Origin of the sequence: Endozoicomonas sp. (assembly GCF_965196975.1) — a bacterium.
In the GTDB taxonomy this organism is placed as follows: domain Bacteria; phylum Pseudomonadota; class Gammaproteobacteria; order Pseudomonadales; family Endozoicomonadaceae; genus Endozoicomonas.
On sequence record NZ_OZ239981.1, the window covers coordinates 4,933,400 to 4,951,528 of the forward strand.

Annotated in this window: 10 protein-coding genes; 3 read left to right on the plus strand and 7 right to left on the minus strand. The window is 44.1% G+C overall.

The features are described 5' to 3' along the window. Nucleotides 1–18: 18 nt before the first annotated feature. The 3 genes from ACOCLE_RS22185 to ACOCLE_RS22195 all read right to left on the minus strand — a co-directional run bounded on the left by ACOCLE_RS22185 (nucleotide 19) and on the right by ACOCLE_RS22195 (nucleotide 3,324). Complete coding sequence (locus ACOCLE_RS22185; protein WP_419534276.1) at nucleotides 19–1,359, minus strand: FAD-dependent oxidoreductase; 1,341 nt, start codon at nucleotides 1,357–1,359, stop codon at nucleotides 19–21. A gap of 137 nt (nucleotides 1,360–1,496) precedes the next feature. Beyond that, nucleotides 1,497–1,769, minus strand: a complete 273-nt coding sequence (locus tag ACOCLE_RS22190) for an oxidative damage protection protein (protein WP_419534277.1) — start codon at nucleotides 1,767–1,769, stop codon at nucleotides 1,497–1,499. A 76-nt stretch (nucleotides 1,770–1,845) separates the two neighbouring features. Then, on the minus strand, nucleotides 1,846–3,324 hold the full coding sequence (locus ACOCLE_RS22195; RefSeq protein WP_419534278.1) for a protein adenylyltransferase SelO: 1,479 nt from the start codon (nucleotides 3,322–3,324) through the stop codon (nucleotides 1,846–1,848). 138 nt (nucleotides 3,325–3,462) lie between these two features. Between ACOCLE_RS22195 and ACOCLE_RS22200 the strand changes: the two genes are divergently transcribed. Continuing rightward, the gene (locus ACOCLE_RS22200; RefSeq protein WP_419534279.1) at nucleotides 3,463–4,521 is read left to right on the plus strand and encodes a 12-oxophytodienoate reductase; all 1,059 of its coding nucleotides are present in this window, start codon (nucleotides 3,463–3,465) and stop codon (nucleotides 4,519–4,521) included. 90 nt (nucleotides 4,522–4,611) lie between these two features. Here ACOCLE_RS22200 and ACOCLE_RS22205 read toward each other — a convergent pair whose 3' ends face one another. The 4 genes from ACOCLE_RS22205 to ACOCLE_RS22220 all read right to left on the minus strand — a co-directional run bounded on the left by ACOCLE_RS22205 (nucleotide 4,612) and on the right by ACOCLE_RS22220 (nucleotide 16,316). After that, nucleotides 4,612–10,716 carry an autotransporter outer membrane beta-barrel domain-containing protein gene (locus ACOCLE_RS22205; protein ID WP_419534280.1) on the minus strand — a complete coding sequence of 2,035 codons (6,105 nt, stop codon included), beginning with the start codon at nucleotides 10,714–10,716 and terminating at the stop codon, nucleotides 4,612–4,614. Between the two features lie 366 nt (nucleotides 10,717–11,082). After that, nucleotides 11,083–12,168 (minus strand): A/G-specific adenine glycosylase, encoded by a 1,086-nt coding sequence (gene mutY / locus ACOCLE_RS22210; RefSeq protein ID WP_419534281.1) that lies wholly within the window; start codon nucleotides 12,166–12,168, stop codon nucleotides 11,083–11,085. A 69-nt stretch (nucleotides 12,169–12,237) separates the two neighbouring features. Beyond that, the gene (locus tag ACOCLE_RS22215) at nucleotides 12,238–14,265 is read right to left on the minus strand and encodes an AsmA family protein (RefSeq protein WP_419534282.1); all 2,028 of its coding nucleotides are present in this window, start codon (nucleotides 14,263–14,265) and stop codon (nucleotides 12,238–12,240) included. A 104-nt stretch (nucleotides 14,266–14,369) separates the two neighbouring features. Continuing rightward, nucleotides 14,370–16,316, minus strand: a complete 1,947-nt coding sequence (locus ACOCLE_RS22220; protein WP_419534283.1) for an SPOR domain-containing protein — start codon at nucleotides 16,314–16,316, stop codon at nucleotides 14,370–14,372. Nucleotides 16,317–17,103: 787 nt separating this feature from the next. On the opposite strand from ACOCLE_RS22220, the gene ACOCLE_RS22225 reads away from it, so the two are divergent. Together ACOCLE_RS22225 and hisB are read left to right on the plus strand one after the other, a co-directional pair. Beyond that, complete coding sequence (locus tag ACOCLE_RS22225) at nucleotides 17,104–17,430, plus strand: hypothetical protein (RefSeq protein WP_419534284.1); 327 nt, start codon at nucleotides 17,104–17,106, stop codon at nucleotides 17,428–17,430. A 105-nt stretch (nucleotides 17,431–17,535) separates the two neighbouring features. Beyond that, entirely contained in the window at nucleotides 17,536–18,129 is a 594-nt protein-coding gene (hisB, locus tag ACOCLE_RS22230) for an imidazoleglycerol-phosphate dehydratase HisB (RefSeq protein ID WP_419537255.1), read from the plus strand.

Sequence of the window (18,129 nt, forward strand, 5' to 3'; positions counted from 1 at the left end):
TAAATTATTCACAGTGAATTACATCTTTACTGTGTTCAACACACGATTGACCAACGCATCTCTTTCGGCATGGCTATCTTCATCAGTGGACGTGTGATGGAAGAAATCCAGCCAGAACGTAACAATATGCTGGATGGTTTCTGGTCTGTTCATAAGGTCATGGTCGTCTTTTATAAACGTGCCACCCAGCACAACCTCCATCCATTTACCGTCCAGGCTGTAGCGCAGAAATACATAGTGGCAACCTCCAGCCCAGAATCCATAGTGACTGACTTCTTTCATAGGGTCTGTCAGTTGCTCAGTGGGAATGCGCAATACCACCAGATCCCCTCGAACGGGTGTAGATGGTTTGTTATGGAAGACAGAGTGGGCACCATGTCCACTGGCATTGATGACAATGGTTTGCTGATTTTTGCCGAAGAAATGCTGCAGTTGTTCAAAGCTGTCAATCATTGCTTCGGTTTGAATCAGTTCTACACCTTCAGCTGATAATTGCTGTGTCATGTATTGGAGAACCGATACCGTATCGGTTTGTATGACGTTGTCAAAAGCGACGACCTGATTGAAGTGTAGAGGGTTCACGTTATCCCCACTGATGTCCCAGCCGTAAAAACGGCTCTTAAATGAGTGCTCTGGATAGAGGTCTGAAAGACATTCTGCATTAACGGTACGGATACCGGACTTATCCTCCAGGGGCGCTACGTTAGATAATTGATCGTAAAAAACCAGACTCTGGGTAATGTGAGTGGCAATACTCAGTGGAGGGATTCTGGTGTAGCTGTGCCATAACGTCTGGGCACGTTGCACCAGTTTGCACCAGAGCTTTCTATTTTTCAGTGGTTCAATAGATACAGGCATGACCCAGCCGCCAGCTGTCATGCTTGAGTAATTATCTTTCCAGACAGGTTCTGTTTTATCCGGATTTATTTCTGTGATGCCTTTAGGGTAGGCTTGGGCAACCACCCGAATTGGGATTTTATGTTCCCTGTTATGATTAAGGCGGTGGTTGATTTCCAATGCTGCAAAAATACCAATGTAACCGGCACCCAAAATAACAATCTCGGATGAGTCCTCATTTCTTCTGTGGTCATCATGAATCTGCAGCTCCACCTGGCTGGCAATGTATTCAGCAACAGAAGGTGCCAGAGTCAGGCCCGAGCCACCAAAGCCATAAGCATGGAAGATAGAGGTATGGCGTTTGTTGGAGAGGTCTTTCTCCCACTGCAGTACGGGAGGTCCGGTGAAGTGACGTTGTCCTGTGATGGCGTTGACTTCGCCATGATCCAGGGCCAGTACGATCATTTCTGCAAGATTCGGCATGATGAAAGCCGATTCCTGTTCGTGGGCAACGGTCTTCATACTCATCCATAACATGGAGGTAAGGATAACCGTTAGAGAATATCTCAGGATGGGAAGGTGTCTACTAAGGGGCATTGGCTATTCTCGTTATTCGCTTGGGCGAACTGAGAATAGCCAAAGAAATACAATTTATAAGGTCATTTATCTTCTGGTACATAGCCTTCAGCGGCATCAATATCTTCACCGGAGAAGTATTTGTCCATTTGTTCCATCAGGTACTTTCGGGCTTCTGGCTCCAGCAGGTTCAGGTGCTTTTCATTGATCAGGCGGGTCTGATGCGCCTGCCATTCAGTCCATGCTTCCTGGGAGACATTTTCGAAGATCCATTGACCTTTTGGGCCGGGTAATGGTGGAACCATCAGGCCTTCCGCTTCTTTTTTCAGTTTTACGCATTGAATCATTCTGGCCATTGTTATCTCACTGCTTCAGTTAGTATGAATTGAGAGTATCTTAACGATAAACGCATCTGATAAGAATTCATTCCATTCAGGAAGAACAACTGACTTCCAGCTTTTTGCCCCATTCAGGCGGCTGCTCTGCATAGTGTTCAAAGTCAGGGTGTTCATCGTAGGGAGACACCAGCACGTTCATCAGGTTTTCAATTTCCTGGTAGTCACCCTTCTCTGCTTTTTCGATCGCCTGTTGTGCCAGATAGTTTCTGAGAATATATTTCGGGTTCACCAGCTTCATCCGTTTCTGTCGAGCCTGATCATCCAGGGGATTTCTTTTGAGCCTTTCCTTATATCTATCCAGCCAGGGGGCAAGTGATGGATGGTTTGCTAACTGCTCTAATTGCTCATTGGTTTGATCCAAAGGAAAACTGCTGAGGGCTCGGAAGAACAGCGTGTAATCACAGTGACTATCGTGCAGCAGCTGAAGCAGGTCGCGAACCAGTTCTGCATCTTCCTCCTCTTCTTCAACCAGTCCCAGCTTATCGAGCATCAAGCGGGTATAGGTTTGGGTATAAATTTGTGGGTATTGATCCAGCGCTTTCTGGATTAACTCACCATCATCAAAAAGGGGAACCAGTGCCTGACCAAGCCTGCCACAGTTCCAGTAACCAATTTCGGGTTGCTGGCTGAATGCATAGCGACCCGAGTGGTCAGAGTGGTTGCAGATGTAGTGCCAGTTAAAATCGTCCATAAAGCCATAGGGGCCATAATCAAATGTATCCCCAATGATGCTCATATTGTCGGTGTTCATAACACCATGGGCAAAACCTGCCGCCTGCCACTGGGCAATCAAGGTTGCTGTACGACGAACGACTTCTGAATAAAACAGCTGATACCCTCTGTCACTGCCAGCCATTGCCTTCATCCCCTCAAGGTCTTGAAAGTGTTGCTCAATGGTGTAATCAGCCAGTTCTTTCAGGGCTTCGTATCGTTTGTTGTAAAAGAAGTATTCAAAGTGACCAAAACGGATATGGCTTCTGGCCAGCCGGAGCAATGTTGAGCCAGCTTCAGTGGTTTCCCGGTAAACCGGCGTATCACTGGTCACTACGCACAAAGCGCGGGTAGTGGGTATGCCCAGATGGTGCAGTGCTTCTGAGGCGAGATATTCCCTGATACAGGAGCGGAGAACGGCCCTGCCATCACCAAATCGGGAGTAGGGGGTCTGCCCGGCACCTTTCAGATGAAGATCCCACTTCTCACCTTGGGTATTGACCAGTTCTCCCAGTAACAACCCTCTACCATCACCCAGTTGGGGATTGTAGGAGCCAAACTGGTGGCCAGAATACACCATGGCGAGTGGCTCTGAACCAGGCCATGCACCGTTTCCGGAACAGATCAGTGTCAGTTTTTCTAGGGTTTCCTGAGTGTCTTCAAGGTTAAGCAACTGGCCAGCTGATGCACTATAGGCAACGAGTCTCGGGTTCTCCAGAGGTGTTGGATCCAGCCTTGTATAAAAGTGTTCTGGCAAGCGTGAGTAGGTATTGTCAAAGTTCCTGCCATCAAGGCTATTCATCCCTGTACTCCCAAATGCATGAAGTTGACTATTTTACTATGTTTTTAACTCCCATACATTCTCTTCAAGGGACTATGTGTCGTTATGCTCAATGCCCCCGGTGTTCTGTTCACTCCTTTTTCCTGTGGAAAACTTCAGTTGCCTAATCGAATTGTGATGGCGCCGATGACCCGTAACTTTGCTGATAACTGGCTGCCGACAGAAGCTCTGGGTGCTTACTACCGGAGAAGAACTGAGGGTGGTGTTGGTCTGGTGATCTGTGGAGGGGCAACGATTAACCATAAAGCCAGTAATGGGTTTGATCGAGTGCCAAGGTTTTATGGGGAAGAGGCGTTAACCCGATGGGAAGCTATTGTTGAGGCAATACATCAGGCTGGTGGATGTTTTGCACCACAGATCTGGCATGTGGGGGAGCGCAGAAGACCAGGGGTAGGACCTGATCCATCTGAACCCGGGGTGGGACCTATGGATATCTATGAAAATGGAAAGCATGTGGTGCGAGCGTTGGAAAAGTCGGAAATTGTGGAGATTGTTTCTGCTTATTCAGCGGCTGCTCGAGATGCAGAGTCTATCGGTTGTGATGCTGTTGAGCTTCATGGCGCCCATGGCTTTTTGATTGATCAGTTTCTATGGCATCACACCAATCAGCGTATTGATGAATATGGCGGAGGCCTTGAAAATCGTTTGAAATTCGCTGTTGAAGTGGTGAGTGCCATCAGGCAGACAGTCAGTAAAGAGTTCCCTATTATCTTCCGACTATCTCAATGGAAGGTCTTTGATTATTCCGCACACATTGCCAGAAATAGTGAAGAGCTGGCCATTATCCTGAAGGCTCTGGTAGCCGCTGGAGTGGATATATTCCATGTCAGTACCCGCCGTTTCTGGGAACCTGCCTTTAAGGATGGGCCTGAGACATTGGCTGCATTAGTTAGAAGGCTTTCGGGTAAGCCTGTCATTGCTGTTGGCAGTGTCGGTTTAGCTCGTCCTTTTAGTAAGGATCAGTCCGGACAGTTTATAGAAGCGGGTGTTGAGTCTGATTTAAACCGTCTAATGGATTCTCTCGATAAGGAAGAGTTTGATCTTTGTGCCATAGGGCGCGCATTGATTGCTGACCCTGAATGGGTAGATAAAGTTAGGCAAGGTAGCTATGAGAAGTTGAAACCTTTTTCTGCTGAGCTGTTAAAAGAGCTGCATTAAAGAAACCATAGTTATTTATAAAGAAAGCCCCGAGAAGGAGGGCTTTCTTTGGAAGCCTGAATGGTCTTTCCTGACAATCCGTTCGATTAATTAAAACTCATAGCGAACCCTTGCAATAAAGCCATCCACTTTGAAATTATCGGCCCAGTGATGAGAGTAACTGAAGGTAATGGTGGTATTGCTCTCAATCTCCATATTGATGGTTGCATCAAATTGATAGCGGTTGGCGTCCCTGTCAGCGCCATTGATCAGGAAGTTTTCACCGCCTGCGGCAAAGTGCGCTGTGATAGCAATCGGATCTTTCTTGAAATCGTGAAAGCCCATCAGCCCAAGTTCTGGCTTGATGATCATAGAGTCGGTATTAATCTCTCCAATCAGCTTCAGACCGGCACCCAGCTCCATGATGTCATATTTTCCGTTATTGACCTGATCGTACGATAAGTAGGTCTGGGCAGGATCTCTGGCAGACTCGGTATAATCGTCGGTTTTGATGGTGTAATAATTAAGCGCCATCTGGGGCTGCCAGCTCCACTCATAGCCCAGAGGGTATGTGTAGCCAGCTATCATGCCTACCCCCCAGCTTTGAGTATTGTATTTTGCATCATGCAGGTTACCACCAACGTAGCGGTGCCCTTTATTCTTGCCAAAGGAGTAACTCATTCGACCATCAAAGAAAAAATCATCTTCTATGTACGATGAGTAAAGGCTGAAGATATGAGTATCCGTGTCAATTTTGTTTCTTGAGCCATCCTTCCCTTCTACTTTTCCTTTTGAATAGTTGTAGGCAATGCCGACTTCTATATCCTGATCCTCTTCCAGAGGGTTGTCTGCACCAATTGAGAAGCCATTGGTTTTAGCATGATAACCTGGAACATTGTCCTTAAGATCCTGTGTTGCTTTGCTGTAAGAGTATTGAGCCCAGGCACCTCCAGCAGAAAAAATATCTCCGGTGCTGATGCCGGTTCGTTTACCAGACATTCTGTCATCAGGGGTTTTGCCTGCCGCTTTCAATGCAAGATTTGCGTTGTGGATAGCATGAGGTGACATACTGGGAGCTAACTCCGCTGCATTGATCGAGGCTTTTCCCGGTTTAATATTTCTAGCGACATGCTGAGTCAAACGTGCACCATCACTTTTGGGTTTTGGATGATCTATCTCCCCTTTGTCAGTAGGCTTGGTAGCTGCTAGTACCATAGAGCGAAAACGGCTGGGTACCTGGTTAACACTATGACTGGATTGATCCGTACTGGTTAGTAACATTCGACGGGCATTATTTGGGTCAACGATGGCTTCATAATGTATGTATGTCTCATCAACAGCATCGACATGAACAGCTTGATGAATGTCAGAGTCCGTTGCTTCCATCAGGAGATACTGTTTACCAATGGCTGGCTCATTGATGATTGAACTGTCAAATACAAACTCAGCGTTTGGGCCAGCAGCAATATTATTGGCAGTGACAACCGGAACTCTGTGCTCAGCTTCGCTGGTAATGGGTATCAACCTGCCAGAGTCAGGATCCCTCTCGGTCAATATCAGGCGCCCATCGTGTTGATAACTTCCTGTAATATTGAGCTCCGAAGGAATAGTAACTGTTGCCCCTTCACGAATATGAAAAGTTGGTGATGGCCCTGACTGGTCCTCTTTAGAGGGATAGGCTGATTCGATTGCGATACGATCAGCCAGTAAATGAAGGTTGCCGTTGACCGCAACACTTCCAATGGAGTGAAGAAGATTCCCTTCATAGCTGTTTGAACCATTAAAAGTGATGCTGTCTAAGTCAGAAAACTGTTCAGTTACTTGTGTATCTGTGGCAATGAGGCTGTCACCTTTACCCGACAATCCAGTCACCGCGCCTAGGCTTCCTCCAGTCTGCTCAATGGTAAAACCAGGTCGCTGGGTATTTGAGTTCAGTTCAATACGACCAATATGGCCTTTTGAATGAATATTAATATTGTCTCCATCCTTGGCAAATGTCTCAGAGAAGTGTGTTGCTAAAATACCTTTACCTCCTGGAACCTGCTCAGAAAGTAGTATGCTGGCGACTTCAGTATTATCAAGAATGTTAATAGTTTCTGGGTCAGTCAATTTAATACTGCTCCAGTTAGAACCACCAATATCGATGTTCGTGAAACCTGAGACCTTATTCAGCCGGCCATTGACCAGAGCTAATGTGTCTCCTTTATCCTGCCGGCCTTTTACTTCATCGGTGATGCCGCCATGCTGAATAAAATATAGAGGAGGTCGGGTAATATCTGCCGAAAAATCCAGTACTTTCAGGTTACCTCTGTTTTCAATTAGCTCATCGGCTCCGGTTTTCCCCAGGTTGGTCACTACAAAGGCTTTATTTTTTTCAATAGGAAAATCATCGGTGAAGTGAATATGGAGTGACTGCCCTCTGGCAATACCCTGCTCGCTAGGTAATGTTCCATTTGCAATAATCTGGTCAGCACTTCCATCAGCGGCAATTGTGAGAGTTTCAGGATTGTTAACAAATCCCTGACTACTCCAGCCAGTACCATGAATCCAAATGTTTTTCACAGAATCAACGTCACCTATATTGGCCCCATTATTTATATTAACCCGCCCAATCTGAGGCGTAGGGTGGTGACTATGAATGTTGAGAGGTCTACTCGGTGACGTTTGGATATTCAGCGTTGAGAGGTTACTCACCACATTAGAGGTTGGTTTGCTTTGAGAGTTATCAGAGATATTTATTTCTTCTACTTGGGCATCTGCAAATAAATTATGAGCACTGATCCAGCCTTCGGATGAGAAGTCAGATGTATTCACCAAAAGTTGCTCAACTGCTGGTGTCTCTCCCTTAATCTTTGCGCCATTCGTTAACTCAAGAGTACCTACTTTTTTACCGTAGACACTGACGGCCAGGTTTTCTGGTGTATCAAGTACAAGATTTTTACCAATCGGGCTGAGTAAAGGGTTTTCGCCAATCAGCACATGGCCAAACTCGGTATCTGGTGCATAAACACCTCCAGCATTAATAACCCTTCCCAGCTCCCAGGATCCGTTTTGATCAGGAACTATGTGTACGATACCGTCCTGCATATGAACGTCACCAATACTGGCCTGGTCATGAACTTCCAGAAGGCCGAGAGCCCCTCCTTTGGAAACGTTAATGGGCACTCTTTGTCCACGTGATGATACAAGTTGAAGTGTACGATCATTCTCGTCTGCTTGAGGGCTATCCTGCTGACCATATACCTGTAAGCGTGTTACAAGACCGTTTCCATCAATATGGATCTCTTTTATGTTGCTAAAGTGACCATTTGCATCCCAATCTTTACCAGAAACAGTGACTGACTGAATGCTGTCGACATCTCCTTTTAGCTTTCCTCCATGGATAACCAGTTGATCATTCTTTTCAGGGTTACCAATTAGCTCTCCGATTTCTCCATCAAGAATTTCAAACAGCATATCCGGTCGTTCTTTAAGGCTAAAGTCGATCGTAGGCGTAACAAAATCAGTTCTTAGTACTGCTCTCTTTGGGGCTCCCGCTGAATAAGGCAGGAATGTTGGGTTTGGTATTTCATGAGATTTATCAGCTATGCCTTTTTCTAAATTATTGGTATTGATGGCATAGATACCTCCAATAGGCGCTGAGCTGGTTAGGGTCAGTGAGTCCAGGTTCTCTGGAAGTTCAACGGGAGCGGGCACTCCATCCAGATGCAGGTTTGTAAAACCATTTTGCAGTGCTGAGCTGGAAACTGCTTGTACTGTTTCTGGAGATCCTTCTTTTAGTATTACAATATCATTTCTTTCTCTATTGCCTTTCAGCTTAACCAGACTGTCACTGCTGTGCGTATAATGAAGTTCCGGCCGTTGGTTGCCTCTCGATGCATCAATTTCAGTAATCGATCCATAGTTAGCAATTCTAAATGGTGTATCAGGTTCTGTCTTAGGGAAAAGAAACCCCAAATGGCCGTCAATATTACTGCCTCCAGACCCTAATGAGAGGCTCTGCACATGGCCTGAGGGGGATACTTCTACATTATTAGTATTCAGGACAGAGCCATAAGCATGGAATGGATTATCTGCCGATGCTTTAATCAGCAGCTTCTCTGGTGAGACCAGTTGGCCAAATTGAGCGCCATTGGCAATCGTAACTTCAGCCTTACCCTCAGAGCCATCAAATTCCGGAATTGGCTGCCCTTTCGTTATTTCAGTAACTGACGGGGTAGCGACGATCAATGTGTTGGCTTTTGATCCTGCTGCCTGGTTATCTGGGGCGAAGTCCTCTGCTGAAAATGCGGAGTCTCTGATAATTACTGATGTCTGCTCAAAAGCAGGTGGCTCAGAGTCACTTCTGGACGCAGCCTCGGTAATCAGGTGCTTTACTCCTCGTATAGGCTCTTTCACCTGCCACTGACCATCAGTTTTCGCTCTTATTCTATGAACATCCTCAATAATTGTGACTATCCCACTTTCCAGAGAAACTTCGTCATTACTTTTCTGGTGTCCAGTGATATGGTTCAGCTTGCCTCCTTCCATAGATATTCTGGCTGCAGGGCGATTTTCAGTATCTGATAAATCAATGTTAGTGATACCAGTCTTATTTACTTTAATGTCAAAGCCATTTGATTTTGGGAATTTATCAGCAAACGTTAGCTGTAGCGTTTGTTCTTGATCATTTCTGATATCACTCAATGTGAAATTTACAGTACCATCAGCGACTAATGATTTTGGATTAATCACTGGCTGATATGCTGCCCACTTTTCTCCTGCAATATAAATTAGTTCGAAGTCTTTGATCTGACCATTTATTGAGACTTTCTGATTAATTTGGTCGGTGAGATTTTCTATAGGGTTAATCCTGAGAATATCCATTGGACTGTTGCCAATAAGGTCACCCTGTAAAGTACCTCCACGAAGCTCTATAAGATTTATATCATTTCCAGAGCCTTCAAGAAGTACAGCAGCCTTTTTACCTTTGATATAGCTGCCAGGCATTACAATTGCCACGTTAAAAGGACCTGTTCCATGAATAGCTGAGCTGTCACTGATGATCGTTCCCGAATTTTTCAGTCCACCTTTATGAAGATGAATACCATTTGCCCCGTCTATTGCCGTTATTGTTCCAGTATTTGTCATCAGCCCTGCATCCATGTCCGGGTTTTTCGCGTCCTTGGATTGAGCTCTGGCACCAACTGAATTTGAACCTGAAATTTGAATGTTTCCTTGATTCTTAATAAATCCACTGCTGTAGGAAAGCATTCCAATGCCTTCCCCTTTTATAAGGCCTTGAGTGCCATTAACGGCTCCTGATTTAAAGTAGTCACTGTGTTCATCCCAATCCTTTCCATCCCCAAACCATTCAATGTTTTGTCCATCACTAAGCATCCCTATATCATTTTTATTTTTCAGAAAAATTGTATTTTCATTGGTGATGATCGTTTGGTTCCCTGTGTCATAAGTATCGGCAACTGATTTTAGAGCAGTTGCAGCAGCATCAATTTCGATAACCCCATTATTTAAAGCAGTACCACCTTTTGCTTCTATACCAACAGCATCATCCCTGGATACGTAAATTTTCCCAGATTCAAAGTTAACGACATTAGCTTTTTCTTCTGCTTTGATTCCTATATTAGATACAGGATGCTTGTAGCCTTCACTATTGACAATAATTGACCCTTTATTAAAAACAGTATTGTTGTCTCCTTTAATAAGAATTCCTAAGTAAGCACCAGTCTCACCTGATGAAAATGCAGTGCTAATTGTCCCAGGTTTTTCATTATGAATTTCTATGTTATTTCCGGTTGATTGTATTAAAGTATTTTTATTTCGATTTGGGTTTGAGAAAATTCCTTGAATTATTCCATGGTTTTTTAATATGGTTGGTTTATCTGGATTTCCAGAATTTAATTGAATGTTGTGTACGGTATTGTCTTTATCATTTGGTGTTATTGAAATAAAGTCAGGAATTGTTTCTGTGGATCCAGTGTTAATGACTTTAGTTTGTTCCGGTGGCCAAAGTGATTTATTGAATGTTTCATTTGTATTGCTTTTTGAAGATAGATCAGGCTGATTGTTAGTGTTGTCTTCAGGAATAGTATTTTCACTTTGGTTTCTGTCTAAGCTTGTTATTGGTACTTCGGCATAGCTACTTTGTATTGAGGCTGAGATGGCTGAAGTTATGGCTATAGCCAGAACTTTTCTGTGGAGAGCCTCAACGGTCAAACAAATCATTCTCTTGATACCTTAACCAATGTATTTACCAGATTGCTGAAGTTTCTGAGCATGATGCTCAGAACAGCTATTCTCTGATTGCGTATTAAAAAATGAATCAGTGTTAAATGAGATCCATGCTAATAGCTACTTAAATTAGGAAATGGTATGAAAAAGACTTTTTTTAATGAAATACTGTTTCAGCTTTAAAAAAAATATTTTTGTTTGTTTTCAGTATAAAAAACAATGTGTCAAGTGAGAACTCTGCACATGATCCATCTCTGATTATAGGCGGGAGTAAGCCAATGGAGTATGGGATATTCTCCATTTGGCTTAAAATTAGTAAACATCAATTAAACAAATTAATGGTCAAGAAGTTTATAATGCTTTTTCAATTTTCTGTAAAAGTTTCTTTACTGGGGCTGCCAAACCCAATTCAGGTGATTGAGTCAATGTAAACCAACCGTGACTATTATCGCCTTTTATTTCTGTATTTGAGTTTTTTGCTGGATATTCAACAAAGGTAAGTGCTGGAGTAATGTTCAGGTGATAGTGACTGAATGTATGGCGAAAAGGTTGCCACATATCATATTTCTCGAGTGCTAAGCCCGTTCTCTCAAGAGCCTGCTCAATAATTTGATCAGGATCTGAAATCTCAGGAAAGCTCCAGAGTCCACCCCAAATGCCAGATGGAGGGCGTTTTTCAAGGAAAATCTCACCATACTGATTAACTACCATAAGCATAACCGTAGACTTTTCCGGTTTGTTTTTTTTAGGCTTGGATTCTGGAAATGATCTCTCCTGCCCAATTTTGTGGGCTATACAGCTGTGTTCAAGAGGGCAAGTGTGGCAGGCAGGTTTACTTCTTTTACAAACAGTGGCCCCCAGATCCATCATTACCTGTGTGTAATCTGCTGTTCGACTCTCTGGTGTTAGCTTTTCAGCAATCTCCCATAGCTCATTGGCGACACGTGTCTGCCCAGGCCAACCATGGATAGCGAAGTATCGGGTAAGCACTCTTTTTACATTGCCATCCATAATGGGAGCCCTGATTCCCATACTAATGGATGCAATAGCTCCAGCTGTGGATCGACCAATTCCCGGGAGCTCCATAAGCTGTGCAACTGAGCGAGGAAATTCTCCTGATAATTCATCTACCACTTTTTTTGCAGCCTTGTGGAGGTTTCTTGCGCGACTGTAATAACCAAGGCCGCTCCAGAAATGGAGTACTTCATCTTCACTCGCTGAAGCAAGATTGGTGACTTCTGGAAATCGTTCCATAAATTTCTGGTAATAGGGAATGACAGTTGTCACTTGAGTTTGCTGCAGCATTATCTCGCTGATCCAGACACGATAAGGGGTTTTATTTTGCTGCCATGGTAGGTGTTTTCGTCCATGAGAATCGAACCAGTCCAGAAGTCGTTGGCTGAATGTATTGTCTGTATATGCGTCTTTTTGAGTCATTAAATTACAAATTCAGGTGAGCGATCAGCGATGAAGCTGATCGCATAAGAATGCTCATGAATGGGAGCACTATTTGAAGAAGCCCTTTAGCAGATCTTTAACAGGTCCCTGCACCTTGTCTTCTATCTTATTCTTAAGCCGGTTTTCTGCAATTTCCGCAATGGTTTCAGTAAGCCGCTTAATATCAATACCACATTTCAAGTCACCAAGATCGCCATGGCAACGAACAGGCCAGGTGACATTCACATATTCTTTGTTGATCTGACAGGCGGGGTCACTGTCAGGAGCCTCTTCTCCACGGATGTTGAGGCCCATATGATAATCCAGTTGCCGATCGACAAGATTTACGTATCCATCACCTTTCAGGTTCATATAAGCGAGAGCTGCGATCAGGTTGTCGTTGGAGGCAACACCGTTTTTGATTACGAAGGTACCACTAAGGTCTGTAAACTCAGTTGATGAGCCCCAGTCCGTCGCTCTCAGCTCTTTCTTACGTATTTTGGCAACGCCTTCACACACCATTTTGTCAAAATTGGCATCAGTAAATACGCCTTTATCAATCTTGAATTCGATGTTGCCGTTCAGATTTTTAGTAAGAACACTGGCGTATTGACCCTGTGTATGAACCTTCATACCGGCATTTACGTCACCCTGCAGGGATGCAAGATCAGGAATGGGTTTTGACAGGGCTTCAAGGCTAATATTCTTCAACTCTGCGGATGCTGCCATTTTGGGATTACCTGGTTGACGCACATCCAGACTAGAAGTCATATCGATAGTGCCCTGGTAAAAGCGGGAACCAATTCTCACTTCCTGCTTACCCTGAGCTGCCTTTATATCCACAGACGGCTGTTCAAAAATGAATTTGGCTACGGTGAGAGAAGCCAGCTTCATAGAACCGTCAAGGTTAAGACTGCGAAGCATTTCTTCCTGAACCAGAGGGTGCTCTTTGCCTGATGATGTTTTTTCTGAGCCCGGTTGAGCAGACTGCTCTTCGTCAGTAGCTTCTGCGTCATCAGTGGCAGGGGGGAGGTAATTATCCAGATTGAGATCGTTGCCGGTAAAGCTGAACTGCATATCGCCTCGGTCAATGCTGTTCATTTTAAAATTACCATCCAGAGTAAAACTATCCAGTTGGAGCTGCAGCTTGTCCGCAGTCAGACTTTCACCATTGGTGCTGAAATGACTGTCAAAAGATAGCTTGTTTAAAGCTTTTGGGTCAGCCATGGGGGGGAGCTGAACCTTCATCTGGTTAAGCAGATTGGCAAGGTTAAACTCTGCAACTCCCAGGTTGCCTTTAACCAGCATAGGTGTTTGCTGATATTGAACATTACCCACAATACTCAGACTTTCACCTTTGTCTAAATCAGGAGTAGCACTGACTTTAAGGTTTTGAATATCGTAACGGCCAGCTTCCAGATTGAACGTCATTTCACCTCTGATCAGTGAGTTTACGACGAGATCAGGAGTGGTTATGTGGGCTTTCATTTCAAAATCAAAAGGCTGCTGATTGCGGATAGCCCCAGTGGTTAAACTGGCTTGATCGATAATGTATTTTTGTTTGGACTGCAAATCATCGTAGCTGATCAGCAGTCCACTGACATTGACACTGGCAATATCCAGCTTGAGTGGAGACGAGCCTGTTTCTGATTTGGACGTTGGTGATGGCTCTTGCCTTCCAGAAGTCTGTTGCTCAGAGTACTTAGGTGCACTAACCTGCCAGTTTCCCTTGCCTTTGGCATTTTTTACGAGTGTTAATTCAAGCCCTTTTAGCTCGAGGGTTTGCATTTCAATGCGTTTACTTAATAAAGGGATCAACTTAACGCTGACACCAGCAGAACCCAATTGGGCCAGCTTCGAGCTATTAGCCCCTTCTACGGATACATCCTCAAGAGAAAGGCCGACCCATGGGAATATTGACCAGCCAATTGGCCCGTTAATACTGACTTTCAGTCCCGACTGGTCATAGACAAGCTGAGTGATTTCATCGCGATACTGGTTAGGGTCGATAAAGCGAGGTAGTAGTGCCGCTGCAATGACACCCAGCAAAACCACTGCCGCCAGAAGAACGGCAATGAACTTGAGAACGCGGTTCATGGGAAGCCTCAGGATCTGAAGTTTGGAAGAGTTATAGTAACAGGAACCTATCTTACCATCATGTGATCGTAAGATAGGTGTAGTGTAAAGGGATTATCTCAGAATCAAAGTGTTGCAATCTGAAGTTTTTTGAGAGAACCCACTGGACGAGTCCATGGGTGCAAAAGCATGGCAATGTTTTTCATTGCTGGAGACTTAAGTGCTAAGACGGCTTCCTGACTGCTGCTAAATTGTCCTTGAACAAGAACGTACCAGTCCTTTCCATTGCGTTTAACATGCAGTGTGATGGCAGAGGCAAGTTCAGGGAAGCGTTGCTTTAGTTTCTCAATTGAATTCCGGTTGTTGGATGAAAACCACTGAATCGTATAGCTGCTGTCTGGGCTATTAAATAACAAATCAGTTTCATTTTCAGAGTATACCTTCTGGTGTTTGTCTACCGACTTGATGGATACCTCAGGTTGATAGGTTCTTGTAAATTGACGATTTTCAACTGATTCTATAGTTTGAGCTGCAACCATTGGCTGCGGAACACTTCTGAAATTCTCTTTTTGTGAGAACTGCGACGAAGGGTTGGCTTCTCTATTTACGATATACGTTTTTCCCCCGGGCTCATCCTGGCCAATCCATCGACGTTTATGAATTGATGGCTCAATTCTTGGTCTGGCCCAGGCATGAGAGCTTTGTGGGGTTGAGCCCACAAGGGACTGAAGATAAGCAACTTGCCTGACCTTTGGAGAGAAACGTGCAGAAACTCTCGAAAGTGATGGAGTTAATAGCGCATCCAGAGCATCAGAGCGATTCACAAAAAGCATACTGACCAATGCATAGCGATTTCTACTTTTTTTCTTGTAGTGGATTATCTGGGTATTCTGCAGTTCGCTGTAGCGAAGTTTTGCTCTTTCCAATGATGCTTTTCTACTGGCATTCATCCATTCAATGGTATAGCTGCTTGGGTTGGCAGTCAGAACATTCATTAAAGGCTGAGTCTGCTCAGGCTCATTATAAATTGAGTTCTCTCTGTAATTTGATGGTTCTTTTAAATCTATGTTTTGGATGTTGTAGTCAACTTCCCTGGGCGCTGCGTGTTGCTGCGGAATCTTGCTTCTATAAGCAGGAGTTATACTGACATACATCTCTTGAGGGTTTGCTTGTTCAGGTAAAACTCGATACGACTGATTATGTTCATAGCTGGAATAGGCATTGCTATGGAATTCACTTCCATAGGGTACTGATTCAGTATCAGCAGAACGTCTTTCATTTTGTGAGCGTTTTTCACTGATATAGCTGTCACGATGATTGGCTCTAGTATCATTTTGCTTAACGTGACGAGAATAGTGAGTGTCTTGATAATGTGTAAGCCGACTACCTTGTTCTGTATTGTAAGAAATGTCGTAATTTACAAGGTCGTTATCAATTTCTCGGATGGATGGCTCCGGCTGATATTCCCTTTGATATGAGTCTGCCAGCTGCTGAGAAGGATAGTTTGGTTGAATAATATCCAACTTCTGAAGGCTTGCCAGAGATCTAGTCCAGGGGTACAACTCCCGTGCCATATCGGATCTGGGAGGAGCCTCCAATTCTTGCATAGCAGCTATACGGCTTGGATAAGGTCCATCAAGTAGGACATACCATACTTTTCCAGATCTTTTATATTGGGCAATCGTTGCATCACTGAGTACGGGATAACGCTGTTTTAATGCTTCTAGCTGTCCACGCTCTTTTGCTGCCATCCATTGAAGAACATAATGGTTCTTTGGTGAATCCAGTAATACTGCTACTGATTTTGAGCTGCTCGATGTAGCTGTGATCGGGTTGTAGGCGTCATTTACAGAGTCTGTCATGAGCAATTGAGGTTTTATTGGCTCATTTGCTGTGCGTTTAGCATACTGTATGTCAGGATTCGATTTATGATTCTTAGTGCGATTTCCTAGGCATAACCAGTCATCAGGAATACCTGATTGGCAGCTCCATGAAATATTTGAGGCAAGTGGCCTTGGGGGCAGCAAAAGACCTTCTGCTACAGGAGCAGACATTGAGGTCAGGGCAGCCACGACACAAAGCCTGAGTTGTTTTTCCTTAAACAACAATCGACAGGACATGGTAATCAGATCCTTCTCTGTTCAATTACACAATACCTGACTAGTAAACGAAATCAACCCTTATAATAAATAAATTTTTTATTAAATTATTTTTATTTTAATTCTGGCTTTTACAGTAAAGACTATTGTGTGGAAATAAAATTGTTTTTGTTCTGGAAAAATAAGGGTTATTCTATTTGTTCGGTTTTTATACTCTGAAAAAATAGTCTTTAATATTTTTTATTTATCAAATGATCTAAAAAAACAGTCTTTCATAGCGTATAGGCTTGTTTTCCCTCCTCAGATTTTATTTAAGGTTGTTGAGGAAAAAATAATGTGGAAAGTGAATTGCCCTGTATTGAAAATACGTAATCCAACCTTTTTAATGGTAGGGCTGCTTGCAATTTTGCATATTACCCCATTGGTAAGTCATGCCAATGAATGTTTTCCAGCTTTTGATAAATCTAAGTCTCAGTACATAGTCGGCTATGGCAGTCTGCTATATGAGCAGTCCAGGGAGTTAACGAATGTTCGTTTTAAGCCTGAAGTCCCAGTATGGGTTGATGGGTTCAGGAGGGGATGGCTGACCAGAACTCGTCAGGATAATAATATAAAAGTGACCGAGCTGGGTGTTATCCCTTTAGTGGGTGGGCGGTTTAATGGCGTGTTGATTTCCATGCCCACTAATAAGATCAAGTCAATTGATCGTCAGCAGAAACTGGCATGCCGTGTTTTGGTAAACCCAGAACAATTAACGTCCATGAATAAGGATAAGGTTCCAAGAAATAGCCAGTTCTGGCTCTATCAGACGCAAAATAAATACAGCAATAAACCCGCAGGCAGCTATCCGATTCTGATGTCGGATGTGGATGAGTTTCTAACCGGGTGCATTGAGCAGGCTGAGCAGTTTGGCCTTAAATCCTTTGCCAGGGAGTGTGTTGCTACTACCTGGAACTGGTCATCACACTGGGTGAATGATCGATTACACCCATTGAAAACAAAACCAGCCCAAATCCAGAGGCAGCAAGTGGATAAGTTACTGGAAAATCTGGAAGGAAATCTTTATGAACAGGTTCGATCACAATAAAGCCTATCCTGGGACAGCCTCCTAGCGGCTTGGAACCAGTCTCTATATAATGCTCACCAGATATCCCGGCAAACAGAATAGATGACAATCCAACCGGAGAAGTTCATGGCTGAGCGCAAGGCCAGTGTTGAAAGAAACACCTTGGAAACCCAGATTCGTGTGGCCATCAATCTGGATGGTACTGGTAAGGCATCTTTTGATACAGGGGTGCCCTTTCTTGATCACATGATGGATCAGATTGCCCGACATGGCCTTATAGACCTTGATATCAAGGCTGTTGGTGATAATGAAATCGATGATCACCATACGGTTGAAGATATAGGCATTACGCTGGGGCAGGCTTTTGCCCAGGCCATTGGCGATAAAAAAGGACTGTATCGTTATGGGCATGCTTATGTGCCTCTGGATGAGGCGCTTTCCAGAGTCGTTATTGACTTCTCCGGGCGGCCCGGCCTGGAGTTTAACGTCGAATTTACCCGCGCAATGATTGGTCACTTTGACGTTGACTTGTTCTATGAGTTCTTCCAGGGCTTCGTTAATCACGCCGGTGTTACTCTGCATATTGACAATCTGCGTGGACGCAACGCCCATCATCAAATAGAAACTGTCTTTAAAGCTTTTGGCCGTGCCTTGCGTATGGCCGTTGCCCTGGATCCGCGAATGGCGGGTCAAATGCCTTCTACAAAAGGGTCGTTGTAA